This is a genomic window from Bacillus sp. SYZHCR11 (assembly GCF_057196865.1).
The window spans coordinates 891,512-911,396 of sequence record NZ_JBXUND010000002.1 but is presented as its reverse complement, the minus strand read 5'-3'; the positions used below and the strand labels follow the sequence as shown (position 1 = coordinate 911,396).

Below are 19,885 nucleotides of genomic sequence, written 5' to 3'. Positions count from 1 at the left end.
GATGAATAAGGTTGGTTTTTTTCGGTCGATTCAGTTTAAGATCACGCTGATCTATGTGCTTCTCATTATCATCGCCATGCAGATTATCGGCGTGTACTTTGTGAAACAGGTGGAGAATTCTCTTCTCAAGTCCTATGAATTATCGTTAAATCAGCGGATTGACAATCTTTCCTATTATATTGAGCAGGAATATAAAGGAGATAATGACAGCACCGTCATTAAAGATGACGTCAAACGGATTTTGAATGATTTTACGAAAAACAATGAAATACGGGAGATTACATTTGTTGATAAAAGCTATGAGGTCGTCGGTTCTTCGAGGCCTTATGGCGAGGAAATAGCGGGGAAACAGACGACTGACCCGATTTTTAAACGGATTTTCTCAACAAAACAGGCCTATTCAAAAAAATATTATGATCCTAAAAGCAAAAACAGAGTGCTGATTTCAGCAAAACCTGTCGTCACAGAGAATCAGGAAGTTGTCGGCGCAATTTATGTCGTGGCCAGTATGGAAGATACCTTTAACCAGATGAAAACCGTCAACTCGATTCTTGCTTCAGGAACAGGCTTAGCCCTTGTTCTGACGGCTCTTCTCGGTATATTTCTCGCCCGCACGATCACCCATCCGCTGTCGGATATGCGTAAGCAGGCGATGGAACTGGCAAAAGGGAATTTCTCCAGAAAGGTGCGGAAATACGGGCATGATGAAATCGGTCAGCTCGCAACGACATTCAACCATCTGACGAGAGAGCTTGAAGATGCCCAAGCCATGACGGAAGGGGAGAGAAGAAAGCTTTCTTCCGTTATCGCGTATATGACGGACGGTGTCATCGCTACGAATCGCAACGGGGCTATTATTCTTTTAAACAGCCCTGCGCTTGAGCTGCTGAATGTTTCACGTGAAACGGCTTTAGAGATGCCGATTACGTCTTTATTGGGCATAAAAGAGAACTTTACATTTGAGGATTTAGTAGAACAGCAGGATTCAATGCTGCTGGAGATCGAACGTGACGATGAAACGACTGTACTGCGGGTGAATTTTTCCGTTATTCAGAGAGAGCACGGAAAAATCGACGGTTTAATCGCGGTTCTTTATGATGTCACCGAACAGGAAAAACTCGATCGGGAACGCAGAGAGTTCGTTGCCAACGTGTCTCATGAGCTGCGGACACCGCTGACGACCATGCGAAGCTATTTAGAGGCGCTTGCAGAGGGCGCGTGGGAAAACAAAGATATCGCTCCGCGTTTCTTAATGGTGACCCAAAATGAGACTGAGCGCATGATCAGATTGGTGAACGACCTGCTTCAGCTTTCTAAATTCGACAGCAAAGATTATCAGTTTAATCGGGAGTGGATTCATATGATCCGCTTTATGTCACTGATTATCGATCGTTTTGAAATGACGAAAGAACAGCATGTTGAATTTATCCGCGAGCTTCCGGACAGAAATCTGTACGTGGAGATTGATCAGGATAAAGTGACGCAGGTTCTCGATAATATCATTTCTAACGCACTGAAATACTCACCGGAAGGCGGGCATGTCACTTTCTCAGTCGATGTGAACGAGAAAGAAGAGCTGCTTTATATCAGCGTAAAAGATGAAGGTATCGGCATTCCGAAAAAAGATGTGGAAAAAGTCTTTGACCGTTTCTACAGAGTGGATAAAGCGCGCACGAGAAAACTCGGCGGCACCGGGCTCGGCCTTGCGATTGCAAAAGAGATGGTTCAGGCGCACGGCGGAGACATTTGGGCCGACAGTGTAGAAGGCAAAGGAACGAAGATTACATTTACTCTTCCATATAAAGAAGAGCAAGAGGATGATTGGGATGAGGCGTGAAAATATAAAAACAGTCATACTGTCAGTGCTGGTCGTCATTAGTCTTGTTTTAACATGGGGAATTTGGACATTCCAGCCCAATTTTTCAGAAGGCACGGCCTCAACCAAATCGACTGTCCGGGAAAAGCATAAAATTGATAAAACGAGCCAAAAAGTGTCGCAAACGGTAAAACCCCGGGATATGTTTATTCATACAAACGGCTCTCATTATAAAGTGGATGATGAGACGCTCTTTAATGACCTGTGGGCGGATTTGCCGCAATGGGAAGTAAAAGGGATGAAGGATATTTCCGATCAATACGACAAGCTCGGTTTTAAAAATTGGCTTTACGGCAGAAACGGCAATTCGGCAAAGCTCGATCTGCAATTCAATGACACCATTCCGATTGATTTCTTCCAATCGATGTTTAAATGGTCAAATCCGTCAATGGAATACAGCTCATTTGACCATATTGTTATTCCGTTTAATGAGAATAAGACGAATAAGAAGATTTACATGGTCTCGTACAGCAAGCAGCTGATTTTGGAAGTGACTGTGGAATCGGCGAATTACCGCAATCTGATGAATGAGCTGTACAGCAAAAAGTCGAGTATGCCGTTATACCACCTCTATTCGGTCGGAAAAAGCAAAGAATTTCTCATGCCGAATGCGCGGTTTAATATGAAGGAAAAAGAATTTATCACTGAAACCATTAAGACGAACCTGTTTAAGCAGACGCTTTTTAATGATCCGAGCACGGTCAGAGAGGACCCGAATTACAATCGGAATGTGCTGACTGACGGAATCAGCCGTCTGGAAATCAATTCGACACAGCGGCAGATTCAATTCCAGCATCGGAACCTGGCACAAAGCGCTTCTTACCAAACGGGTGAGCTGATTAAGAAAAGCTATAAATATTTAGAGGATACGGGAAGCTGGACGGATCATTATCAATTTTTCAATGTGAGTGATAACCAGCAGCTGAGTTTCTACATGTTTAAAGACCAAATGCCTGTGATCAACAGCACGTCTAAGCCTTTCGGATCCGGACCTGTTTTGACCCTGCAATGGGCCAATGACGAGGTTCTCAGCTACAAGCGGCCGAACTATGTTCTCGGGCCGAATCCGATTAAAACAAAAGACGTAAAAATGATGAACGGCAATGAGGTTGTGTCTCTGCTGGAGCAGCAGGATAAATACGACGTGAACAAAATCGACCAGATCTTCCTGTCCTATCAAATGGTCTCTTCTTCAACGAATGATCTCGTTGAACTGGAACCCGTCTGGAGTATGAAAATCAACGGGAAGATCGTCCCGATTACGAAAGATCTGCTGGGGAAGGAGGAGGACGATAATGGAGTGGAATAAGACAAAAACGATCTTCATCATTGCCTTCCTCATCCTCGATATTTTTCTCGGCTATCAGTTTTTTGAAAAACGCTCGAGCAGTGAATACGAAGTGATTAAAAATTCAAACGTGGAAAAAGACATGGAGATGGACCATATCACATTCGGCAACCTGTCTTCTGATTCCGCGACGGGCTACCGGCTGACGGCGGGCCAAAAGGTATTTACCGCTGAAGATATTGATGCTTTGAAGGATCAAAAGCCGTTAATGGAAATGCCGGCGGATGATCATAAGGTCACAACGCTGAAAATGAAATTTACCGATCCGGTCGGTTTATCGAAGCAAAAACCGCAGGAGGATGCGGAATCGCTCGTCAGTTCTAAAGTAACCGGCGGTGAAAAATATAAACTGTGGAAAGTCGACAAGGATCAAAAACAGATCATTTTTTACCAGACATATGACGGACAGTTTATTTATCAGGATTTTGACTCGTCCACGGATGCGATCGGACAGGTGATTCTGCATCTGAACGATAAAAACCAGGTCGTATCCTACGAGCAGACCATGCTGGAGTCATTCAAGCGAATCCAGACCGAGAGCCTGATTCCTGAGCTTGATGCGGTCGAATTATTGTATTCTCAAAATTACTTAAAAGCGAATTGCGCCGTTAAAAGCGTCAAGTTCGGCTATATTGCCCAATACCCGCTGACAAGTACGCAGGTGCTGGCGCCGGTATGGAGAATTACAATTGAAGATAAGTCAAAAGGGACGAAGAAAAAGACACAGCAAACGTACACTGTGAATGCATTGGAAAGCACAGTCATTGATAACAATCAAAATAAATAATGGAGTGAGGCACAATGGGCTTGCAATTTAGCGTGCTTGCGAGCGGGAGTACCGGAAACGCGTTTTATCTGGAGACAGAGGAGCATTCTTTTCTGGTGGATGCCGGCCTGAGCGGTAAAGCGATGGACGGGCTGATGGAGAGAATCGGCCGCAAGATAGACGACGTCGACGGCATCTTTGTCACTCACGAGCACAGCGACCATATTAAAGGGCTCGGCGTCATTGCGAGAAAGTACGGTCTACCCGTCTACGCCAATGAAAAGACGTGGAAAGCGATGGAGAATCAGATCGGCAAGCTGGATACCGGACAAAAGTTTTTGTTCCCGATGGAAAGCGTAAAATCTTTCGGCGGGCTTGATGTTGAGTCATTCGGCGTCTCTCATGACGCGGCCGAGCCGATGTTTTATGTTTTCCACTACCAAGGCAGAAAGCTCGCGCTGATGACGGACACCGGATATGTGAGCGACAGAATGAAAGGCATCATCCGTTCGGCCAATGTGTTTGTGTTTGAAAGCAACCATGACGTCGGCATGCTGCAAATGGGCAGATACCCTTGGAGCATTAAGCGGCGGATTTTAAGCGATGTCGGCCACGTCTCGAATGAAGATGCGGCGCTCGCCATGACTGATGTCATCGGCGACGGCACATCGCGCATCTATTTGGCGCATCTGAGCCAAGACAACAATATGAAGGAACTGGCGAGAATGTCCGTGCAGCAGACATTGGCTGCGAAAGGATTTGTCGCCGGGGAAACGTTTCAGTTATTTGATACCGATCCGAAAATTCCGACGCCGCTGTGCGCCGTGTAATTTTTCCAAATGAATCATGATTATTAATCCGCGATCTGACCCACACTATAAGCAAATCGAGTACTCTTGAAAGGATTTGAGATAGGGTGGATTATAATCGCGATGATGAACAGTACGCCTCCGAACAGCCCCGCCGCAGCAAGAGGGGATACTTTCTATCAAGTCTGATCGGCGTCATCGTCGGGGCCGCGCTCATGGCTTTCCTGATGCCGTACTGGACAGGCGGAGACCATGGAGACAGCAGCAAAAGCACCAGCCGGCGTCTCGGCAGCGAACAGGTGAAAACAGTCAACGTAAATGTCAATGACGCTGTCACGAATATGGTCAGCCGTGTATCGGATTCGGTAGTCGGCGTTCTCAATATCCAAAAGACTGATATTTGGGGAGAGGGCGGCGAAGCGGGAAGCGGGTCGGGCGTCATTTACAAAAAGAACGGAAACACTTCTTATATCGTAACCAATCACCATGTCATTGAAGGTGCGACTGAGATTGAGATCAGCCTGAAGGATGGTTCGCGCGTGCCTGCTGAGCTGATCGGGAGCGACCGTCTGATGGATCTCGCGGTACTGAAGGTGAAGTCTGATAAAATCAAATCGGCCGCCCAGTTCGGCAATTCTGATCAAGTCAAAGTCGGAGAACCGGTCATTGCGATCGGAAATCCGCTCGGACTTGAATTTGCGGGATCAGTGACACAGGGGATCATTTCAGGCACGGAAAGAGCGGTGCCCGTTGACTCAAACGGCGACGGACATCCGGATTGGAATGCGGAAGTGCTGCAGACCGACGCTGCGATTAATCCCGGCAACAGCGGCGGCGCTTTGATGGATATTTCGGGCAAGGTGGTCGGCATCAACTCAATGAAGATCGCTGAATCCGCCGTTGAAGGAATCGGCCTGTCCATCCCGTCAAAGCTTGTCATTCCCGTTATTCAGGATTTAGAAAAATACGGAGAAGTCCGACGGCCTTTCCTCGGTATTGAGATGAAATCCTTAACGGATATTGCGAGCTACCATTGGAGCCAGACGCTGAAACTTCCGAAAGGCGTTAAAACCGGGGCGGTCATTATGGGTGTCGACGCGTTTTCACCGGCCGGAAAAGCGGGTTTGAAAAAGCTCGACGTGATTACCGGGTTCGACGGACATAAGGTCAATGACGTTGTGGATCTCCGTGAGCGCCTGTATCGCAAAAAGATCGGCGACCGTGTGAACATCACGTTCTACCGTTCGGGAAAGAAAAAAACAGCGGAAGTCAAACTGACAGAAGCGGATCGATTACAGAAATAAAAAAGCAGCCCGGACATCCGGGCTGTTTTTTATTGATTTATTTGTTAATATTATACTATTGTGAAGCAGGGAGGTGAAACACATGAAAACGGCTGATGTGATCATCGTATTGAATGAAATCGAGGGTGAATGTGAAGGAAGAATTATCTTAGAATGCAGAATTTAAGAAAATGAAACATGACATATTAAACGTCCTTTTTCAGGGGCGCTTTTTTTATGCCTTTTTTCAGAAGCCATATAAAGAACTGAACGCGGGTCACAACAGAACTTTGTGATTGAAACAGACTGGTGCTGCTGAATAGCGGCAGATGAAACTGCCGGCAGCTTATTTGCAGATGGCTCCGTTTTCAGCGTTTACTTTCACCAATTCAGCTTAGCTTCCGTTTTGATTCAGATAAAAGCGAATAATAGAAGGGGAAGCGAAAAAAATAAACACAGGCTGATACATCTAAGGAGAGACTGCATCATGAATAAGTTGAAAGGCATCAAGCTGCTGAGTGCAGACGGCGAGTCTGCACTCATTGATTCTTTAACGATGGGGCTTCATCACGGAACGGTTCTCGGGGAAGACAATATCGTCGAGGCATACATCCGTTCTTTGCGAGAAAAGCTGAAGGACAAAGAACACAAGGTGATTCGCACGGTTCGGGGCGCCGGGTACAGGGTGGACCTGGCATGAAACGGCTGTACAGAACCCTGCGGTTCCAGCTCCTGTTCAGGTCACTGGCAATTTTGACCTTGCTGTTATGTTTCATCGGCGGTACACAGTACATGTTTATGAGACGGACGATGTATGAAAATCAGGCGATCAGCATTCAGAGTGATATCAATTCAATGGATCAAAGCGTATGGAGGTCAATCAAAACCCCTGCCCGTTCCGAAACACCGGCTCATCCGAATGTGATTTATCCCGGGGTGACGGTTGCTTTTATCAATCAATCATACAAGATGTCAGTTTTATCAGAAGACCCGCACGCGGGAGCCGCTCCTTCTTTCCCGAAAAACGTGTATCGGGATGCGCTGACAGATACAATGGCGCTTCACTATCAGGTGGCTCACAATAAGGCGGGTGAGGAAATCATCGTCGTGTTTCAGGCGATTTCCGTTGACGGAAGGCAGGCGGGAGTTGTACAGATGAGCACGCTGACCCAGCCTCTGAATGATTCGCTTTTCCGCCAGATCAGCATTTTCGCGATACTTTCCTTTGCGGCTTTGGTTATCGGACTGTTTGTTTTTTTGCCGGTGATCCGGCTCACACTCAAGCCGCTGTCCCGCATTGTGCATATGATGGGTGACATTCATGCCGGCAGTCTCGATAAACGGCTGCCGATTGATAGGAAGCAGGCCGAAATTGAGTCATTGGGCATCTCCATCAATCAGATGCTGGAACGGATTGAAACCGCGTTTCAGGCGGAAAAAGAAGCGAAGGAGCGCATCCGGCAGTTTGTATCAGACGCATCACATGAGCTGAGAACGCCGCTTACCTCCATTCACGGCTTTATCGAAATTTTAATGCGCGGAGCGGCGGAAAAGCCGGAGCAGAAAGAAAAAGCGCTTCAAAGCATGTACGCGGAATCCGTCAGGGCGAATAAGCTGATAGAGGATCTTTTGTTTCTCGCGAAGATTGACCGGGAGCCGAGCTTTGAAATGAAAAAAGGGGCATTGGGAGGCGTCATTTTGGAAATGGAGGCTGAGCTGAAGCTGCTCGCGAGAAACCGGAAACTCGAGTTCTTTGTTGATCAAAAGATAGAAGCTGTTTTTGACAAAGACAAAATGAAGCAGGCCATTCTCAATCTCTTTTACAATGCGGTGCAGCATACGGATGAAGACACGGGTGTCATCACCGTCTCCCTGCAGGAAGACGGAGGAATCATGCTTATGATTGCGGATAACGGAACGGGAATCGCTCCGGAGCATGTGCCTCATGTGTTTGACCGGTTTTACAGGACGGAAACCTCCCGATCCCGTCAATCCGGCGGCGCGGGGCTGGGTCTTGCCATTACAAAAACCATTATCGACAGCCATAACGGAACAATTGAAGTGAAAAGTGAGCAGGGAAAAGGCTCCGTGTTCATCATCCGGCTGCCGGGGTAAACCGGGATAGCGGAAGAAATATCACAATTTATATATAAATTCTAAATTTTCAAAAAATAACTTGTCCTTTTCCAATATTGATGATAATATCTAGTTATTGGTAAAGGGGGTGTGTACTGATGAAGATTGAAGAACTTGATCTTGATACAGAAACAGCAAGCTTGGTGCATCGCTGCTAGTAAAGCCGTGACTCCCCTTATTGGGGAGTTATTATCTTTCAGGGGGTATGTCATGATGTCAACGGACTGTAAGCGCTGGAAGTTTAAAGACAGCGTGCAGGTGCTGACCTACACGGGGCATATTATCATTCAATATCGAAAGGCGATTAAGCTTGCGCATACGAGTGAGATCAAAGAGGCGGTTGAACGGCTGATCACCGGCTGTGAAAAACAAGAGCTTTCTGATCTTCTGGGAGAGGAAGCGGGAAACCAGTTTTTCGATGCGTTAATGAAATTGGATGCTTTAATAGAGCCATGGCAAAACGGCCGTGAAGGCTGCATCACTGAAAAGCAGCTGTACCATTTTGAGAAATACAACCAAAACCCCAATCTGATCCAAAACAGATTAGACGGCAGCAGGGCAGCGATCGTGGGTCTGGGGGGCGTCGGAACGATCATTCTTCAAAACCTTTTGGCGGCGGGCATGCAGCATTTTATTCTCATTGATTTCGATGCCGTATCAGTACATAACCTGAACAGACAATTCGTCTATACTCAATCTTCTGTAGGCAAATTAAAGATCTCAGAATGCAGAGATTATATCGCGGGTATCAATCCCCATGCGGACGCAGCACTTTACCATCAGGAAATGACACAGCCGCAGGACCTGCGTGTGTTAGATCCGTACGAAATTGATATCGTCATAAATGCCGCTGACAAACCCCATAACATTTCTGAATGGGTTTATCAGTATTGTAAGGAGCGGAATATCGCGTTTATGACCGGGGGTGTCGGCAGCTTCAGCGGCCAATGGGGGCCTCTGCTCACGCCTGAATCCTATCAATCCGGCGTCACCTATGAAAAAAACAAGCCGGCCGGACTTCTGAACTGTTACCCCGATGAACCGATCAAAGGTTCGTTAGGAGCGACAAACGGTATTATATCCTCGTTTATGTCTCATGACATTATCACATACCTTGCAGGCGGAAGCCCGAAATCCCTGAATACCCGCATCGGCCTGGACTTTGACGGACTTCATATTACAGAAACGAAGCTTTCTCAAAAGGAAAGCGCTTTATGAAGACGATGCATCGTACGGCGAGAAAACCGGGCGACCCTCTGAAAATAGAAATCGACACAAGCCCGATACGCTTGAACCCATTAGATACGCAGGATTACACAAGCAAGATGATTTGCAGCATTATGTATGAAAGCCTGCAGGACGGCTATAACTGCCGAATCATCCGCAAAGATCGCCGCACCTGTCAGGTGGACATTCACCCGGACTATTTAGGTGACGCCGAGGGTGTGGTTCAAACGATCATCTATCATCTGACAAAAGAAAACCAAAGTCCCCATCTCGGCAGTTTCCTGAACATAAAACAGGCCGTTCCGTATGTAAAAGGCCTCGTCTCATCCGATCAGCTCGGGGTGAACGTAACGGGCGAAAAACGCTTTGAAGTCACCTTGGACGAGCCGTCTGATGAAATAGAAGCCGTTTTGCAGAGCAGCTTTCTGATTCCGGCGACCGCCGGGGGCGATGTGCCGGAAAATGGCCCGTACCGATTCAAGCGTACGTTTGAGAAGGGACTGGAATTTGAGCGGAATCCGCAATATAAAATGACGCCCGCGGATCACCGCACCGTTCAGATCATCCAATTTATTTTGAATGATGATCTGGAAAAAAGCATCTGGCTGTACGAAGCGAATCAGACCGATGTGACCTGCCACACCCAGTTTCATCATTCCAACATGAGGTATCGGCAGTATGCTGATTTTAAAGAAAATCATTTGCCGATGTTATTTACCTTCAAGGTAAAGGACGGCATGCTGAGAACTTTCATTCAGCATTATTTTGATAAACAAAAGCTGGCCGGGGATTTGGGGCATATCATCACACCGACTGATTCACTGATCGGTATATGGGAAAGCGGGCGGACACCGCAGAAAGATCCGCCCCTTTTGACAAAAGGAGAGCCGATCCGAATTGTTTATGCCGATTATTATCCCAACGGAGAGATCATTGAAAGGCTGACTGAATTGTTTCGGAGGGCCGGAGCGGACGTATCCGTCTCCCGCGTCAGTCATTTCAATGATTATTACCATATGGATAAAAGCGGGTTTGATATTGAGCTCCATTTGTTCCTGCCGGCTTACATGCATGAGCTGAGCTATATCAAATATTTCATTCGCGACATCAGCGATCCGGGGAAGAAAAAAACGATCATTGATGCCATAGGATCTGAAAAAAAGAAGGAACTTTTTGGGTTATTCGAGAATACAACTCATTATTGCCCAATTTGTTTTGGGAAAAGTCTGTATCTGCAAGATCCATGTATAGAGGGTTTTAGTGTAAAGACTGACGGGCTCCTTTCTGTTCATGATGTTAAATGCAGATAGCTGGAAAGGGGTATTCATTTGCGGAATCGAAATTTGCTTTACTTCTCCGGTTTTTTCGGAAACTTCTTTTTCGAACGGGGAATTTGGATTTTATATTTAACAAGCATGAATTATTCATTGTTTCTAGTGGGCATCCTGCAATCGGTCCTGAATTTGGCGATGTTTCTGGCGGAAGTGCCGAGCGGCGTCATCTCGGACAGAATCGGGAGAAAAAAATCGCTCTTGCTCGGTCATTTTATGGTCATTGTCTATTTGGTGATGTTCCTGAGCTTTCATAACTTCATCGCCCTCTTCATCGCTCATATTATATACGGTATCGGGCTGACGTTTATATCAGGAACGGATCACGCCTTTTTGTTTGATTCACTGAAAGAACAAGGGAAAGAAAAGTGGTACGGCAAATCCATCGGAAATTATAACGGACTTGTCATACTCGGTCTTGCGATCGCCATGGGCATCGGCGGCTACTTGCAGGAAATATCATGGTCGTATGTGTTTATCGCCGGGATTGTGACCCAGCTGATTGCGATGGCGGTCATTACACAGCTGACGGAAATCAAATTTGAAAACAGTGAACACGAAACGCAGACGGTCGGGGACATCTTAAAAGAAGTCAAAGATTTCTTCAGGCTGAACAAAGCCTTTAAATATTTGGTGCTGTCACTCTCCGTTTTCTTTGCGATTACATCGGTTTTTTATATGTACGGACAAGATCTGTTAAGTCAGGAAGGGCTGTCCGTGCGCAATATATCCATTATTTTTGCGGGGCTGTCCATCTTGCAGGCGCTGTGCTCCATCTTTTCTTCAAAGCCGGCGGAAAAATTCACGCCGAGGCGCGTGCTTCTGCTGACATTCTGCATTATCGGGGCGGCCTATCTGTTTATACCTTCGGGCAGTCTGTACGTGACGATTGCAGCTTTTGTTGTCATCAACGCGCTCTATGATGTGATAGAACCCGTATCCAGTCAGGTGGTGAATAATGAGATTCCGTCCAGAACGAGAGCCACGCTGCTGTCCATTATCAGTTTGATGACCTCGCTCTTCATGTTCATTGCCTTTCCGTTTATCGGATTCTTAACGGACTATTTTGATTCAGCTTTGCTGCTGACCGCAATCGGGGTATTATCCATCTTATTGTCGCTGTTTATGATGCTCAGCTTTTACAAACTGAAAGCGAGCGTCGCCATCCAGAATAAAGTCGAGCTTTGAACCAGAATGACAAAGGGATGATGTGAGTTGCTGAATATTCATAATCTTACGGTAAATTTAGCGGGAGATACCATTTTCAAACAAGTTTCTTTCTTCATCAATGAAGGCGAAAAAGTGCTTGTGGCCGGGCCGAACGGTTCCGGCAAAAGCACGCTGTTCAGGGTGCTTTCAGGGGAGCTTGAGGCGGATGAAGGAACGATTGCGATCAACAAAGGGGCGAAGGTCGGTTTGCTGAAGCAGATCGCTGATCCCCATGAGGATCTGACGTTGTATCAATATCTGGAAAAATCGTTTGAAGCTCTCGCGGCGATCCAGAAGGAAATGAAGGCCATTGAGCTGAAGCTTTCGGAACCGATGGGTGATGACGAGCTGACTGCTTTATTGGAAAAGTACAGTCAATACACGGAAACATTTGAGCGGAACAACGGCTACCAGATGCATGCGATGATTGACGAGGTATGCAACGGGCTCAGCCTCAGCGAATTAAAGGATCAGCCGTTTTCAAAGCTGAGCGGCGGCGAAAAAACAAAAGCCGGCCTTGCCGAAATTTTAATCCGCAACGACGACATTATACTGCTGGACGAGCCGACCAACCATTTGGATGTTCATGCGATTGAGTGGCTTGAAGGGTTTATTAAAAAATCGAACAAAACCATTCTGTTTACGACCCACGATAAAACGTTTGCCGACCAGACGGCGATGAAAGTGCTCGAGATTGACGATACCGAGGTGAAGATTTGGCCTTACGGTTTCAGCGAATACCTGAAAAAGCGGGAAGAATTCATCATCGCCCAGTTTGAGAAATATGAAGAACAGCAGAGAAAAATACAGAAGATGAAGGAATCCATCGCCCAGCTGAGAGATTGGGCCAACCGCTCAAATCCGCCGTCTGTCGGGCTGCACAGACGCGCGAATAATATGGAAAAGGCGCTGAAAAGGATCGAGCTGATCAATAAGCCGGTCCGGACGGAGCAAAAATTAAAAAACGCATTTCAGGAAGCGGGCGCCGGTTCAAAAGATATTGTGTTCATTGAAAACGGAAAGGTGGCCAACGGATCTTCCCTTTTATATCAAAATGTGAATCTGCGTATAAAGCATAAAGACAGAATCGGCATCGTCGGCAGAAACGGCGTCGGCAAAACAACGCTGATCCGCTGCATCATCGGGGAAAGAGAACTGTCGGACGGCACCATTAAAGTGGGGGAAAATCTTAAAATAGGCTACATTGATCAAAAGAGCCACGTCGGAGATTCGAGTCAGACGATTCTGCAATTCTTTAAAGAAAATCTGCTGACTGAAGAGGGCATGGCCCGGAATATGCTGGCCAAGTACGGATTTTACGGGTCGTCGGTCTTTAAAAAACTTTCCGTCCTGTCGGGCGGTGAGAGAATCAGGCTGAAGCTGTCCATCTTAATGGAAAAAAAGCTGAATGTCCTGATCCTGGATGAGCCGACCAACCACTTGGATATTGAATCTCAGGAAATTCTCGAAAACAGCCTGATGCAGTTTCAAGGCACCATCATCTGCGTTTCTCACGACAGAAACCTGCTGGAGAAGTTCAACAAGATTTTCTGGCTTGAGAATCAAAACGTCACCATCTTTTCAGGTCCATACAGTTACGCCAAACAAAAAAAACGGCAGATTGCCGAATAAAAGGGGAATGGATATGACCATTGACAGACTGACAATCAATGAGTTATCGTACGATCTTTTTGTAAGCGAGTATGCTGATAAGAAACCTTTTATTTTGACGGGGGCAATGGATCACTGGGAATGCAGGCCGTGGACGCTTGAATACATTGACGAACACTATGGAGACAGAATGGTCACCATCCGGAAATCAGATATCGAAGGGGTCAAAACGTTTAAACAAGTAAAGCTTTCCAACTATATCGAGTACATTGATCAGAATGATGACAAATGGTACTGTGACTGGAATTTTACGCAGCTGAACCAAAATGACTTAGACCTTGTCTATTCCGCACCCGAGTATTTTACAAAAGACACATTGAGAGCGGATGAAGAAACGGGACGGGACTGGAAATGGTTCTTTCTCGGTTCTAAGCAGACAGGCACGCCGCTGCATCAGGATTTTAACAGCACGCACGCGTGGAACGGCGTCATTTTCGGGGAGAAGGAATGGATTTTCTATCATCCGGACGACTCTCCGTATTTGTACGAAGGAAATATCAATGTCTTTGATGAAAAAGATATAGAGCAAAAACCGCTGGCGCAAAAGGCGTCTCCGATCCGCTTCAGGCAAAAGGCGGGAGAAATCATTTACGCGCCGCGCCATTGGTGGCATCAAGTCGAGAATACGGAACATACATTGGCAGTGAGTGAGAACTTTTGGTTTACCGGAGAGCGGCTTGCCAATCAGATATAAACGAAAGGCTGAGGAGCACCTCAGCCTTTTTTTGTATGGATTCATTTCATCCGGTCCAGACCGAATTTTTTCAGGCGGTATTGCAGGCTCTGCCTGCTGATTCCGAGCTCGTTTGCCGTTTTGGATATGTTATTGCCTTGTTTTCTCAGGGTTTTTTCGATCATGTATTTTTCGAAGTTTTCCATTTTGTCTTTTAAATCTGTGCCGGGCTGGGTGCTTGCGGCTGCTTTGCTTTCCGTGTCAGCGGGTTTGATTTTCATCCGGTATTGGTAAGGCAGGTGGGCCGCCGTAATCGTCGTTTCATCCGTCATAAAGTTCATGGCGCCTTCAATCATATGTTCAAGCTCGCGGATGTTGCCCGGCCAGTCATACTCCAGGAAAAATTGCTGCACATCGTCACTGATCGAATCGACATGCATTTGAAACAGGTGGTTGTTTTTCTGAATAAACACTTCGGCCAGAGGCAGAATGTCTTCCTTGCGCTCCCGGAGCGGGGGAATGATCAGCGTGACAACGCTTAAGCGGTAGTATAAATCTTTGCGCAGCCGCTCTTCTGAAATGGCGGTGATCGGGTCTTCATTCATCGTGGCGATGATACGGACGTCAATCGGTTTGTCCTGAGCTGATCCGATGCGCCTGATTTTCTTTTCCTGAAGGGCGCGGAGCAGTTTTGCCTGCAGGCTGAGATTGAGAGAGTTGATCTCATCGAGGAGCAGGGTGCCTCCCTGCGCCTGCTCAAATAAGCCGGGCTGGTCGATGGCTCCGGTAAAGGCGCCTTTTTTCGTGCCGAATAAAATACTTTCGACCAGACTGTCCGGCAGGGCGGCGCAGTTTTGTGAGATGAACGGGGCGCCTGAGCGCTGGCTGCCGTTGTGAATGCTTTGGGCGAACAGCTCCTTGCCTGTTCCCGTCTCGCCGGCCAAAAGCACGGACGATGATGTACGGGTTGCCCGTTTCGCGTTTTCGATGACTTCCTGAATGACCGGGCTGTTGCCGAGAATGCTGTCAAACGTGTAGCTGTTCTGTTCTTTTCTGTGCATGTTCTCCCTGATCAGCCGTTCGAGCTTGGTGACGTCCTTGGCGATTTCCACGGCGCCCTTGATCTCGCCGTTTTGCACAATCGGGAAGGTGTGGTTGATCGTCGTGATTTCCTGGCCTTTGTTATTGAAATAGCTCTGCTTTACATTTTTAATCGTTTTGCCTTCTTGAAGGGCCTGAACGAGCGTGCTGTCCTGCTGATTGGAAAACATAAATACATCAGTCAGGTTTTTATGCAGGACGTCCCGTTCATCCATATCTTCAATCTGCATCATTTTCTTATTGTAAATGACGGTGCTGCCCTTCTCATCCACCACATGCAGCCCGACATCAATCTCTTCCAGAATGCTTTGTAACACGAGTGTGTAAAATTCGCTGGTTGTGTGCAGGTCAATTCCCCCTCTCAATCGTCTTAACATTCATTATTTTAAAATAAATCGAACAGGAAACGCAAAAAAATTTTGCGCTTGGCTGAAGTTTGCACGCAAACTGCCGGAATATTTTGCAGGAAAAGAAAGAATGCTGGCGAAACATCCCGTTTTTTCGGATTGGCACGGAACTTGCTTTATAAAAAGGGAAAGCAAGATCTAATGTTGAATGATTACAAAACAAGGGGGAATCAGATTATGTCAGCTTTCACAAAATCTCAAGAAATTATCAGCCAAACTTCACATTACGGCGCGAACAACTATCATCCTCTGCCGATTGTTATTTCCGAAGCGCAGGGTGTTTGGGTAAAAGACCCTGAAGGCAATCAATATATGGATATGCTGAGTGCTTATTCCGCGGTGAACCAGGGGCACAGACATCCGAAGATCATTCAGGCGCTGAAGGATCAGGCGGATAAAATCACTCTGACGTCACGCGCGTTCCATAATGATCAGCTCGGCCCGTTTTATGAGAAAACAGCCAAGCTGACCGGAAAAGATATGATTCTGCCGATGAATACGGGGGCGGAAGCCGTTGAATCCGCTGTCAAAGCGGCGAGACGCTGGGCATATGAGGTCAAAGGAGTAGCGGATAATCAGGCGGAAATCATTGCGTGTATCGGCAACTTCCACGGCAGAACGATGCTTGCGGTATCCCTTTCTTCAGAAGATGAGTATAAACGCGGTTTCGGACCTATGCTTCCGGGTATAAAATTAATTCCATACGGAGACGCAGAAGCGCTGCGCCGGGCGATCACGCCGAACACAGCCGCTTTCTTATTCGAACCGATTCAGGGAGAAGCGGGCATCGTCATTCCGCCGGAAGGATTTTTACAAGAAGCGGCCGCTATTTGTAAGGAAGAAAATGTGCTTCTGATCGCTGATGAAATTCAGACGGGACTCGGCCGCACAGGGAAAACATTCGCGGTTGACTGGGAAAATATCGTACCGGATATGTTTATCTTAGGCAAAGCGCTCGGCGGGGGCGTCTTCCCGATTTCGTGCATCGCGGCGAACCGTGACATTCTCGGCGTGTTTAACCCGGGTTCCCACGGCTCGACATTCGGCGGAAACCCGCTCGCTTGCGCGGTATCGCTCGCATCTCTTGAAGTCCTTGAGGAAGAAGGGCTGGCAGAGCGTTCCCTTCAGCTTGGCCGGTATTTTAAAGAAGAGCTTGAGAAAATTGATAACCCGATCATAAAAGACGTGCGCGGACGCGGCCTGTTTATCGGTGTTGAACTGACAGAAGCGGCCCGTCCGTACTGTGAAAAGCTGAAAGGCGAAGGGCTTTTATGCAAAGAAACACATGATACCGTGATCCGTTTTGCACCGCCGTTAATGATTTCCAAGGAAGACTTGGACTGGGCGATCCAAAAGATCACAAACGTGCTTCAAAACGCGTAAAACCTTGATGCGGCAATGCTTTCCCTCGGCTTGTATGGAATTTACAAATAAAAAATTCAGCACACTCTATTTGCGCGGAGACAGTATTTTAGTATAATGTATCTTTATGTACGAAAATGAATTTCATATAACATTCATATACAAATAGAGGCTCTTTGGACAGCAAATCGGTTTCAAAGCACCGGCTTGGTTCCAATACAAGTTGCTGAAGGGGTGCAGAATAGTGAATACAAATCAAAAAGAGAATCAGCTTCAGCGCACAATGAAATCGCGCCATTTGTTTATGATTTCATTAGGCGGAGTGATCGGCACCGGGTTTTTCCTGAGTACCGGATTTACAATTAACCAGGCGGGACCGCTGGGCGCGGTTCTGTCTTATCTGGTCGGCGGTTTTATTATGTTTTTGACAATGCTCTGCTTAGGCGAGCTTGCGGTTGCCCTTCCCGTATCAGGGTCGTTTCAGACGTACGCAACCAAATTCATCAGCCCCGCTTTCGGTTTCGCATTCGGCTGGCTGTACTGGCTCGGCTGGGCGGTGACATGCGCCATTGAGTTTTTATCTGCGGGACAATTGATGCTCCGCTGGTTTCCGCATGTTCCCGTATGGGTGTGGTGCCTCGTGTTTGTCGGACTGATGTTTCTTTTGAACGCGATTACCACAAAAGCGTTCGCTGAGTCGGAATTTTGGTTTTCCGGCATTAAAATTTTAGTCATTCTGCTGTTTATTATTTTGGGCGGCGCCGCCATGTTCGGCCTGATCGACATGAAACACGGCGAGCAGGCTCCTTTCTTCTCTCATTTTTATGAGGATGGATTGTTTCCGAACGGCATTAAGGCTATGCTTATTACGATGATTACCGTAAACTTCGCGTTCCAGGGAACGGAGCTGATCGGGGTTGCCGCGGGAGAAAGTGAAAATCCCGAGAAAACGATTCCGCGCTCTATCCGGCAGACGGTATGGAGAACGCTTGTCTTTTTCGTTCTCTCCATCATCGTCATTGCCGGCATGATTCCGTGGAAGCAGGCGGGAGTGGTGGAAAGCCCGTTTGTCGTGGTGTTTGAACAAATCGGTATTCCATATGCGGCCGATATTATGAACTTTGTTATCTTAATTGCGCTGCTCTCAGTGGCCAACTCAGGCCTGTTTGCATCGACGCGTATCCTATATGCCATGGCGAACGAAGGACAAGCCTTTAAATCACTCGGCAAAACAACTAAACGCGGCGTGCCGATGAACGCTCTGATCGTGACGCTGGCCGTCGCCTGCCTGTCCCTGCTGTCTAAAGTGGCAGCGCCGGAAACCGTTTATATGTTTCTCTTATCATTAGCCGGACTAAGCGCGCAGGTCGGCTGGATCACGATTTCCCTGTCACAGCTGATGTTCAGACGGAAATACATCCGCGAAGGCGGCAAAGTGGAAGACCTGAAGTTTAAAACACCGCTGTACCCGGTGCTGCCTATTATCGGGCTGACGTTAAATACGGTCGTTCTGATCAGTCTCGCATTTGATTCAGAACAGCGGCTCGCCCTTTATTGCGGCATCCCGTTCATGGCGGTGTGCGTTATCGTCTATCATCTGTATGTAAAAAAGCATAAGCAGTCAGAAAAACAGATAGAGCTTTAAATCTTTTCGTGTCCAAGTCATCTTTGAGAAACCCGCACAGGACAACATACAACATGTTGAGGTGGAAAAACGGATGAACAAGAATATCTCAGTTATTGGAATGCCGATGGATTTAGGACAAGCACGACGCGGAGTGGACATGGGCCCGAGCGCCATCCGCTACGCGCATCTCATTGAACGGTTATCTGACATGGGGTATGCGGTGGAAGACTTAGGCGACATCCCCGTCAATCGTGAAAAACTCAAACATGATGAAGAGCTGAAAAATTTGAACTCTGTGCTCTCGGGGAACGAGCAGCTCGCCCAAAAGGTGGACAGCGTCATTAAGAATGAGCGGTTCCCTCTCGTCTTGGGCGGCGATCACAGCATCGCGATCGGAACGCTGACAGGAACGGCAAAGCACTATAAACAGCTCGGCGTCATCTGGTACGACGCGCACGGCGACTTAAACACCCTGGAAACATCGCCGTCAGGCAATATTCACGGAATGCCGCTGGCCGTCAGCCTCGGCGTCGGGCACGACACGCTGGTGAATCTGGGCGGGTATGCCCCGAAAATCAAGCCGGAGAACGTCGTCATCATCGGCGCGAGATCGCTTGATGAAGGCGAGCGTGAATACATTAAGGAAACAGGCATGAAAGTCTATACGATGCATGAGATTGACCGCCTCGGCATGACAAAGGTCATTGAAGAAACCATTGACTACCTGTCAGACTGTGACGGCGTTCACCTCAGCCTTGATCTAGACGGCCTTGATCCGAGCGACGCACCCGGCGTAGGCACGCCTGTCGTCGGCGGCATCAGCTACCGTGAAAGCCATTTGGCAATGGAAATGCTGTATGATGCCGACATCATCACTTCAGCTGAATTTGTCGAAGTCAACCCGATCCTCGATCACAAAAACAAAACCGGCAAAACAGCGGTCGAGCTGGTGGAATCTTTGTTAGGAAAAAAACTATTATAAAATATGCGCCTCCGCACCTGCGGAGGTTTTTTTTGTTGCCACGAGGAAACTAGCGGGCTGTCACCCTCTTTTTGGAC

Annotated in this window: 16 protein-coding genes; 15 read left to right on the top strand and 1 reads right to left on the bottom strand. The window is 47.3% G+C overall.

What is annotated here, in order from left to right:
- Position 1: 1 nt before the first annotated feature.
- The 12 genes from walK to AC2CGA_RS11245 all read left to right on the top strand — a co-directional run bounded on the left by walK (position 2) and on the right by AC2CGA_RS11245 (position 14,350).
- Positions 2–1,837, top strand: a complete 1,836-nt coding sequence (walK, locus tag AC2CGA_RS11300) for a cell wall metabolism sensor histidine kinase WalK (protein ID WP_004393106.1) — start codon at positions 2–4, stop codon at positions 1,835–1,837.
- Positions 1,827–3,185, top strand: coding sequence for a two-component system activity regulator YycH (yycH, locus tag AC2CGA_RS11295; protein WP_004393107.1), 1,359 nt, complete (start codon positions 1,827–1,829; stop codon positions 3,183–3,185). Before walK ends, yycH begins: the two co-directional genes overlap by 11 nt.
- Positions 3,172–4,011 carry a two-component system regulatory protein YycI gene (locus AC2CGA_RS11290; RefSeq protein ID WP_004393108.1) on the top strand — a complete coding sequence of 280 codons (840 nt, stop codon included), beginning with the start codon at positions 3,172–3,174 and terminating at the stop codon, positions 4,009–4,011. Before yycH ends, AC2CGA_RS11290 begins: the two co-directional genes overlap by 14 nt.
- Positions 4,012–4,025: 14 nt before the next feature.
- A complete protein-coding gene (locus AC2CGA_RS11285) occupies positions 4,026–4,820 on the top strand; it encodes an MBL fold metallo-hydrolase (RefSeq protein WP_004393110.1) in 795 nt (264 codons plus the stop codon).
- Between the two features lie 86 nt (positions 4,821–4,906).
- A complete protein-coding gene (locus AC2CGA_RS11280; protein WP_015387437.1) occupies positions 4,907–6,103 on the top strand; it encodes a S1C family serine protease in 1,197 nt (398 codons plus the stop codon).
- Positions 6,104–6,569: 466 nt separating this feature from the next.
- The gene (locus AC2CGA_RS11275; protein ID WP_004393115.1) at positions 6,570–6,782 is read left to right on the top strand and encodes a winged helix-turn-helix domain-containing protein; all 213 of its coding nucleotides are present in this window, start codon (positions 6,570–6,572) and stop codon (positions 6,780–6,782) included.
- Positions 6,779–8,197 carry a sensor histidine kinase gene (locus tag AC2CGA_RS11270; RefSeq protein WP_230639699.1) on the top strand — a complete coding sequence of 473 codons (1,419 nt, stop codon included), beginning with the start codon at positions 6,779–6,781 and terminating at the stop codon, positions 8,195–8,197. Before AC2CGA_RS11275 ends, AC2CGA_RS11270 begins: the two co-directional genes overlap by 4 nt.
- Positions 8,198–8,428: 231 nt before the next feature.
- Positions 8,429–9,436 (top strand): ThiF family adenylyltransferase, encoded by a 1,008-nt coding sequence (locus AC2CGA_RS11265; protein ID WP_484480195.1) that lies wholly within the window; start codon positions 8,429–8,431, stop codon positions 9,434–9,436.
- On the top strand, positions 9,433–10,755 hold the full coding sequence (locus AC2CGA_RS11260; protein ID WP_139885505.1) for a periplasmic substrate-binding domain-containing protein: 1,323 nt from the start codon (positions 9,433–9,435) through the stop codon (positions 10,753–10,755). Before AC2CGA_RS11265 ends, AC2CGA_RS11260 begins: the two co-directional genes overlap by 4 nt.
- Positions 10,756–10,773: 18 nt before the next feature.
- Positions 10,774–11,964, top strand: coding sequence for an MFS transporter (locus AC2CGA_RS11255; protein WP_014306161.1), 1,191 nt, complete (start codon positions 10,774–10,776; stop codon positions 11,962–11,964).
- Between the two features lie 27 nt (positions 11,965–11,991).
- Positions 11,992–13,617: an ABC-F family ATP-binding cassette domain-containing protein gene (locus AC2CGA_RS11250; protein ID WP_014306160.1), complete on the top strand. Its 1,626-nt coding sequence runs from the start codon at positions 11,992–11,994 to the stop codon at positions 13,615–13,617.
- Positions 13,618–13,630: 13 nt separating this feature from the next.
- Positions 13,631–14,350, top strand: a complete 720-nt coding sequence (locus tag AC2CGA_RS11245; RefSeq protein WP_004393125.1) for a cupin-like domain-containing protein — start codon at positions 13,631–13,633, stop codon at positions 14,348–14,350.
- 41 nt (positions 14,351–14,391) lie between these two features.
- Here the strand turns inward: AC2CGA_RS11245 and AC2CGA_RS11240 are convergent, their stop codons facing one another.
- Entirely contained in the window at positions 14,392–15,807 is a 1,416-nt protein-coding gene (locus AC2CGA_RS11240) for a sigma-54 interaction domain-containing protein (protein WP_046341460.1), read from the bottom strand.
- A 207-nt stretch (positions 15,808–16,014) separates the two neighbouring features.
- Here AC2CGA_RS11240 and AC2CGA_RS11235 point away from each other — a divergent pair, with 207 nt between their 5' ends.
- The 3 genes from AC2CGA_RS11235 to rocF all read left to right on the top strand — a co-directional run bounded on the left by AC2CGA_RS11235 (position 16,015) and on the right by rocF (position 19,808).
- A complete protein-coding gene (locus tag AC2CGA_RS11235; RefSeq protein ID WP_004393130.1) occupies positions 16,015–17,220 on the top strand; it encodes an ornithine--oxo-acid transaminase in 1,206 nt (401 codons plus the stop codon).
- Positions 17,221–17,443: 223 nt separating this feature from the next.
- Complete coding sequence (locus AC2CGA_RS11230; RefSeq protein WP_004393132.1) at positions 17,444–18,844, top strand: amino acid permease; 1,401 nt, start codon at positions 17,444–17,446, stop codon at positions 18,842–18,844.
- 73 nt (positions 18,845–18,917) lie between these two features.
- Positions 18,918–19,808, top strand: coding sequence for an arginase (gene rocF, locus AC2CGA_RS11225; RefSeq protein WP_058906479.1), 891 nt, complete (start codon positions 18,918–18,920; stop codon positions 19,806–19,808).
- Positions 19,809–19,885 lie beyond the last annotated feature (77 nt).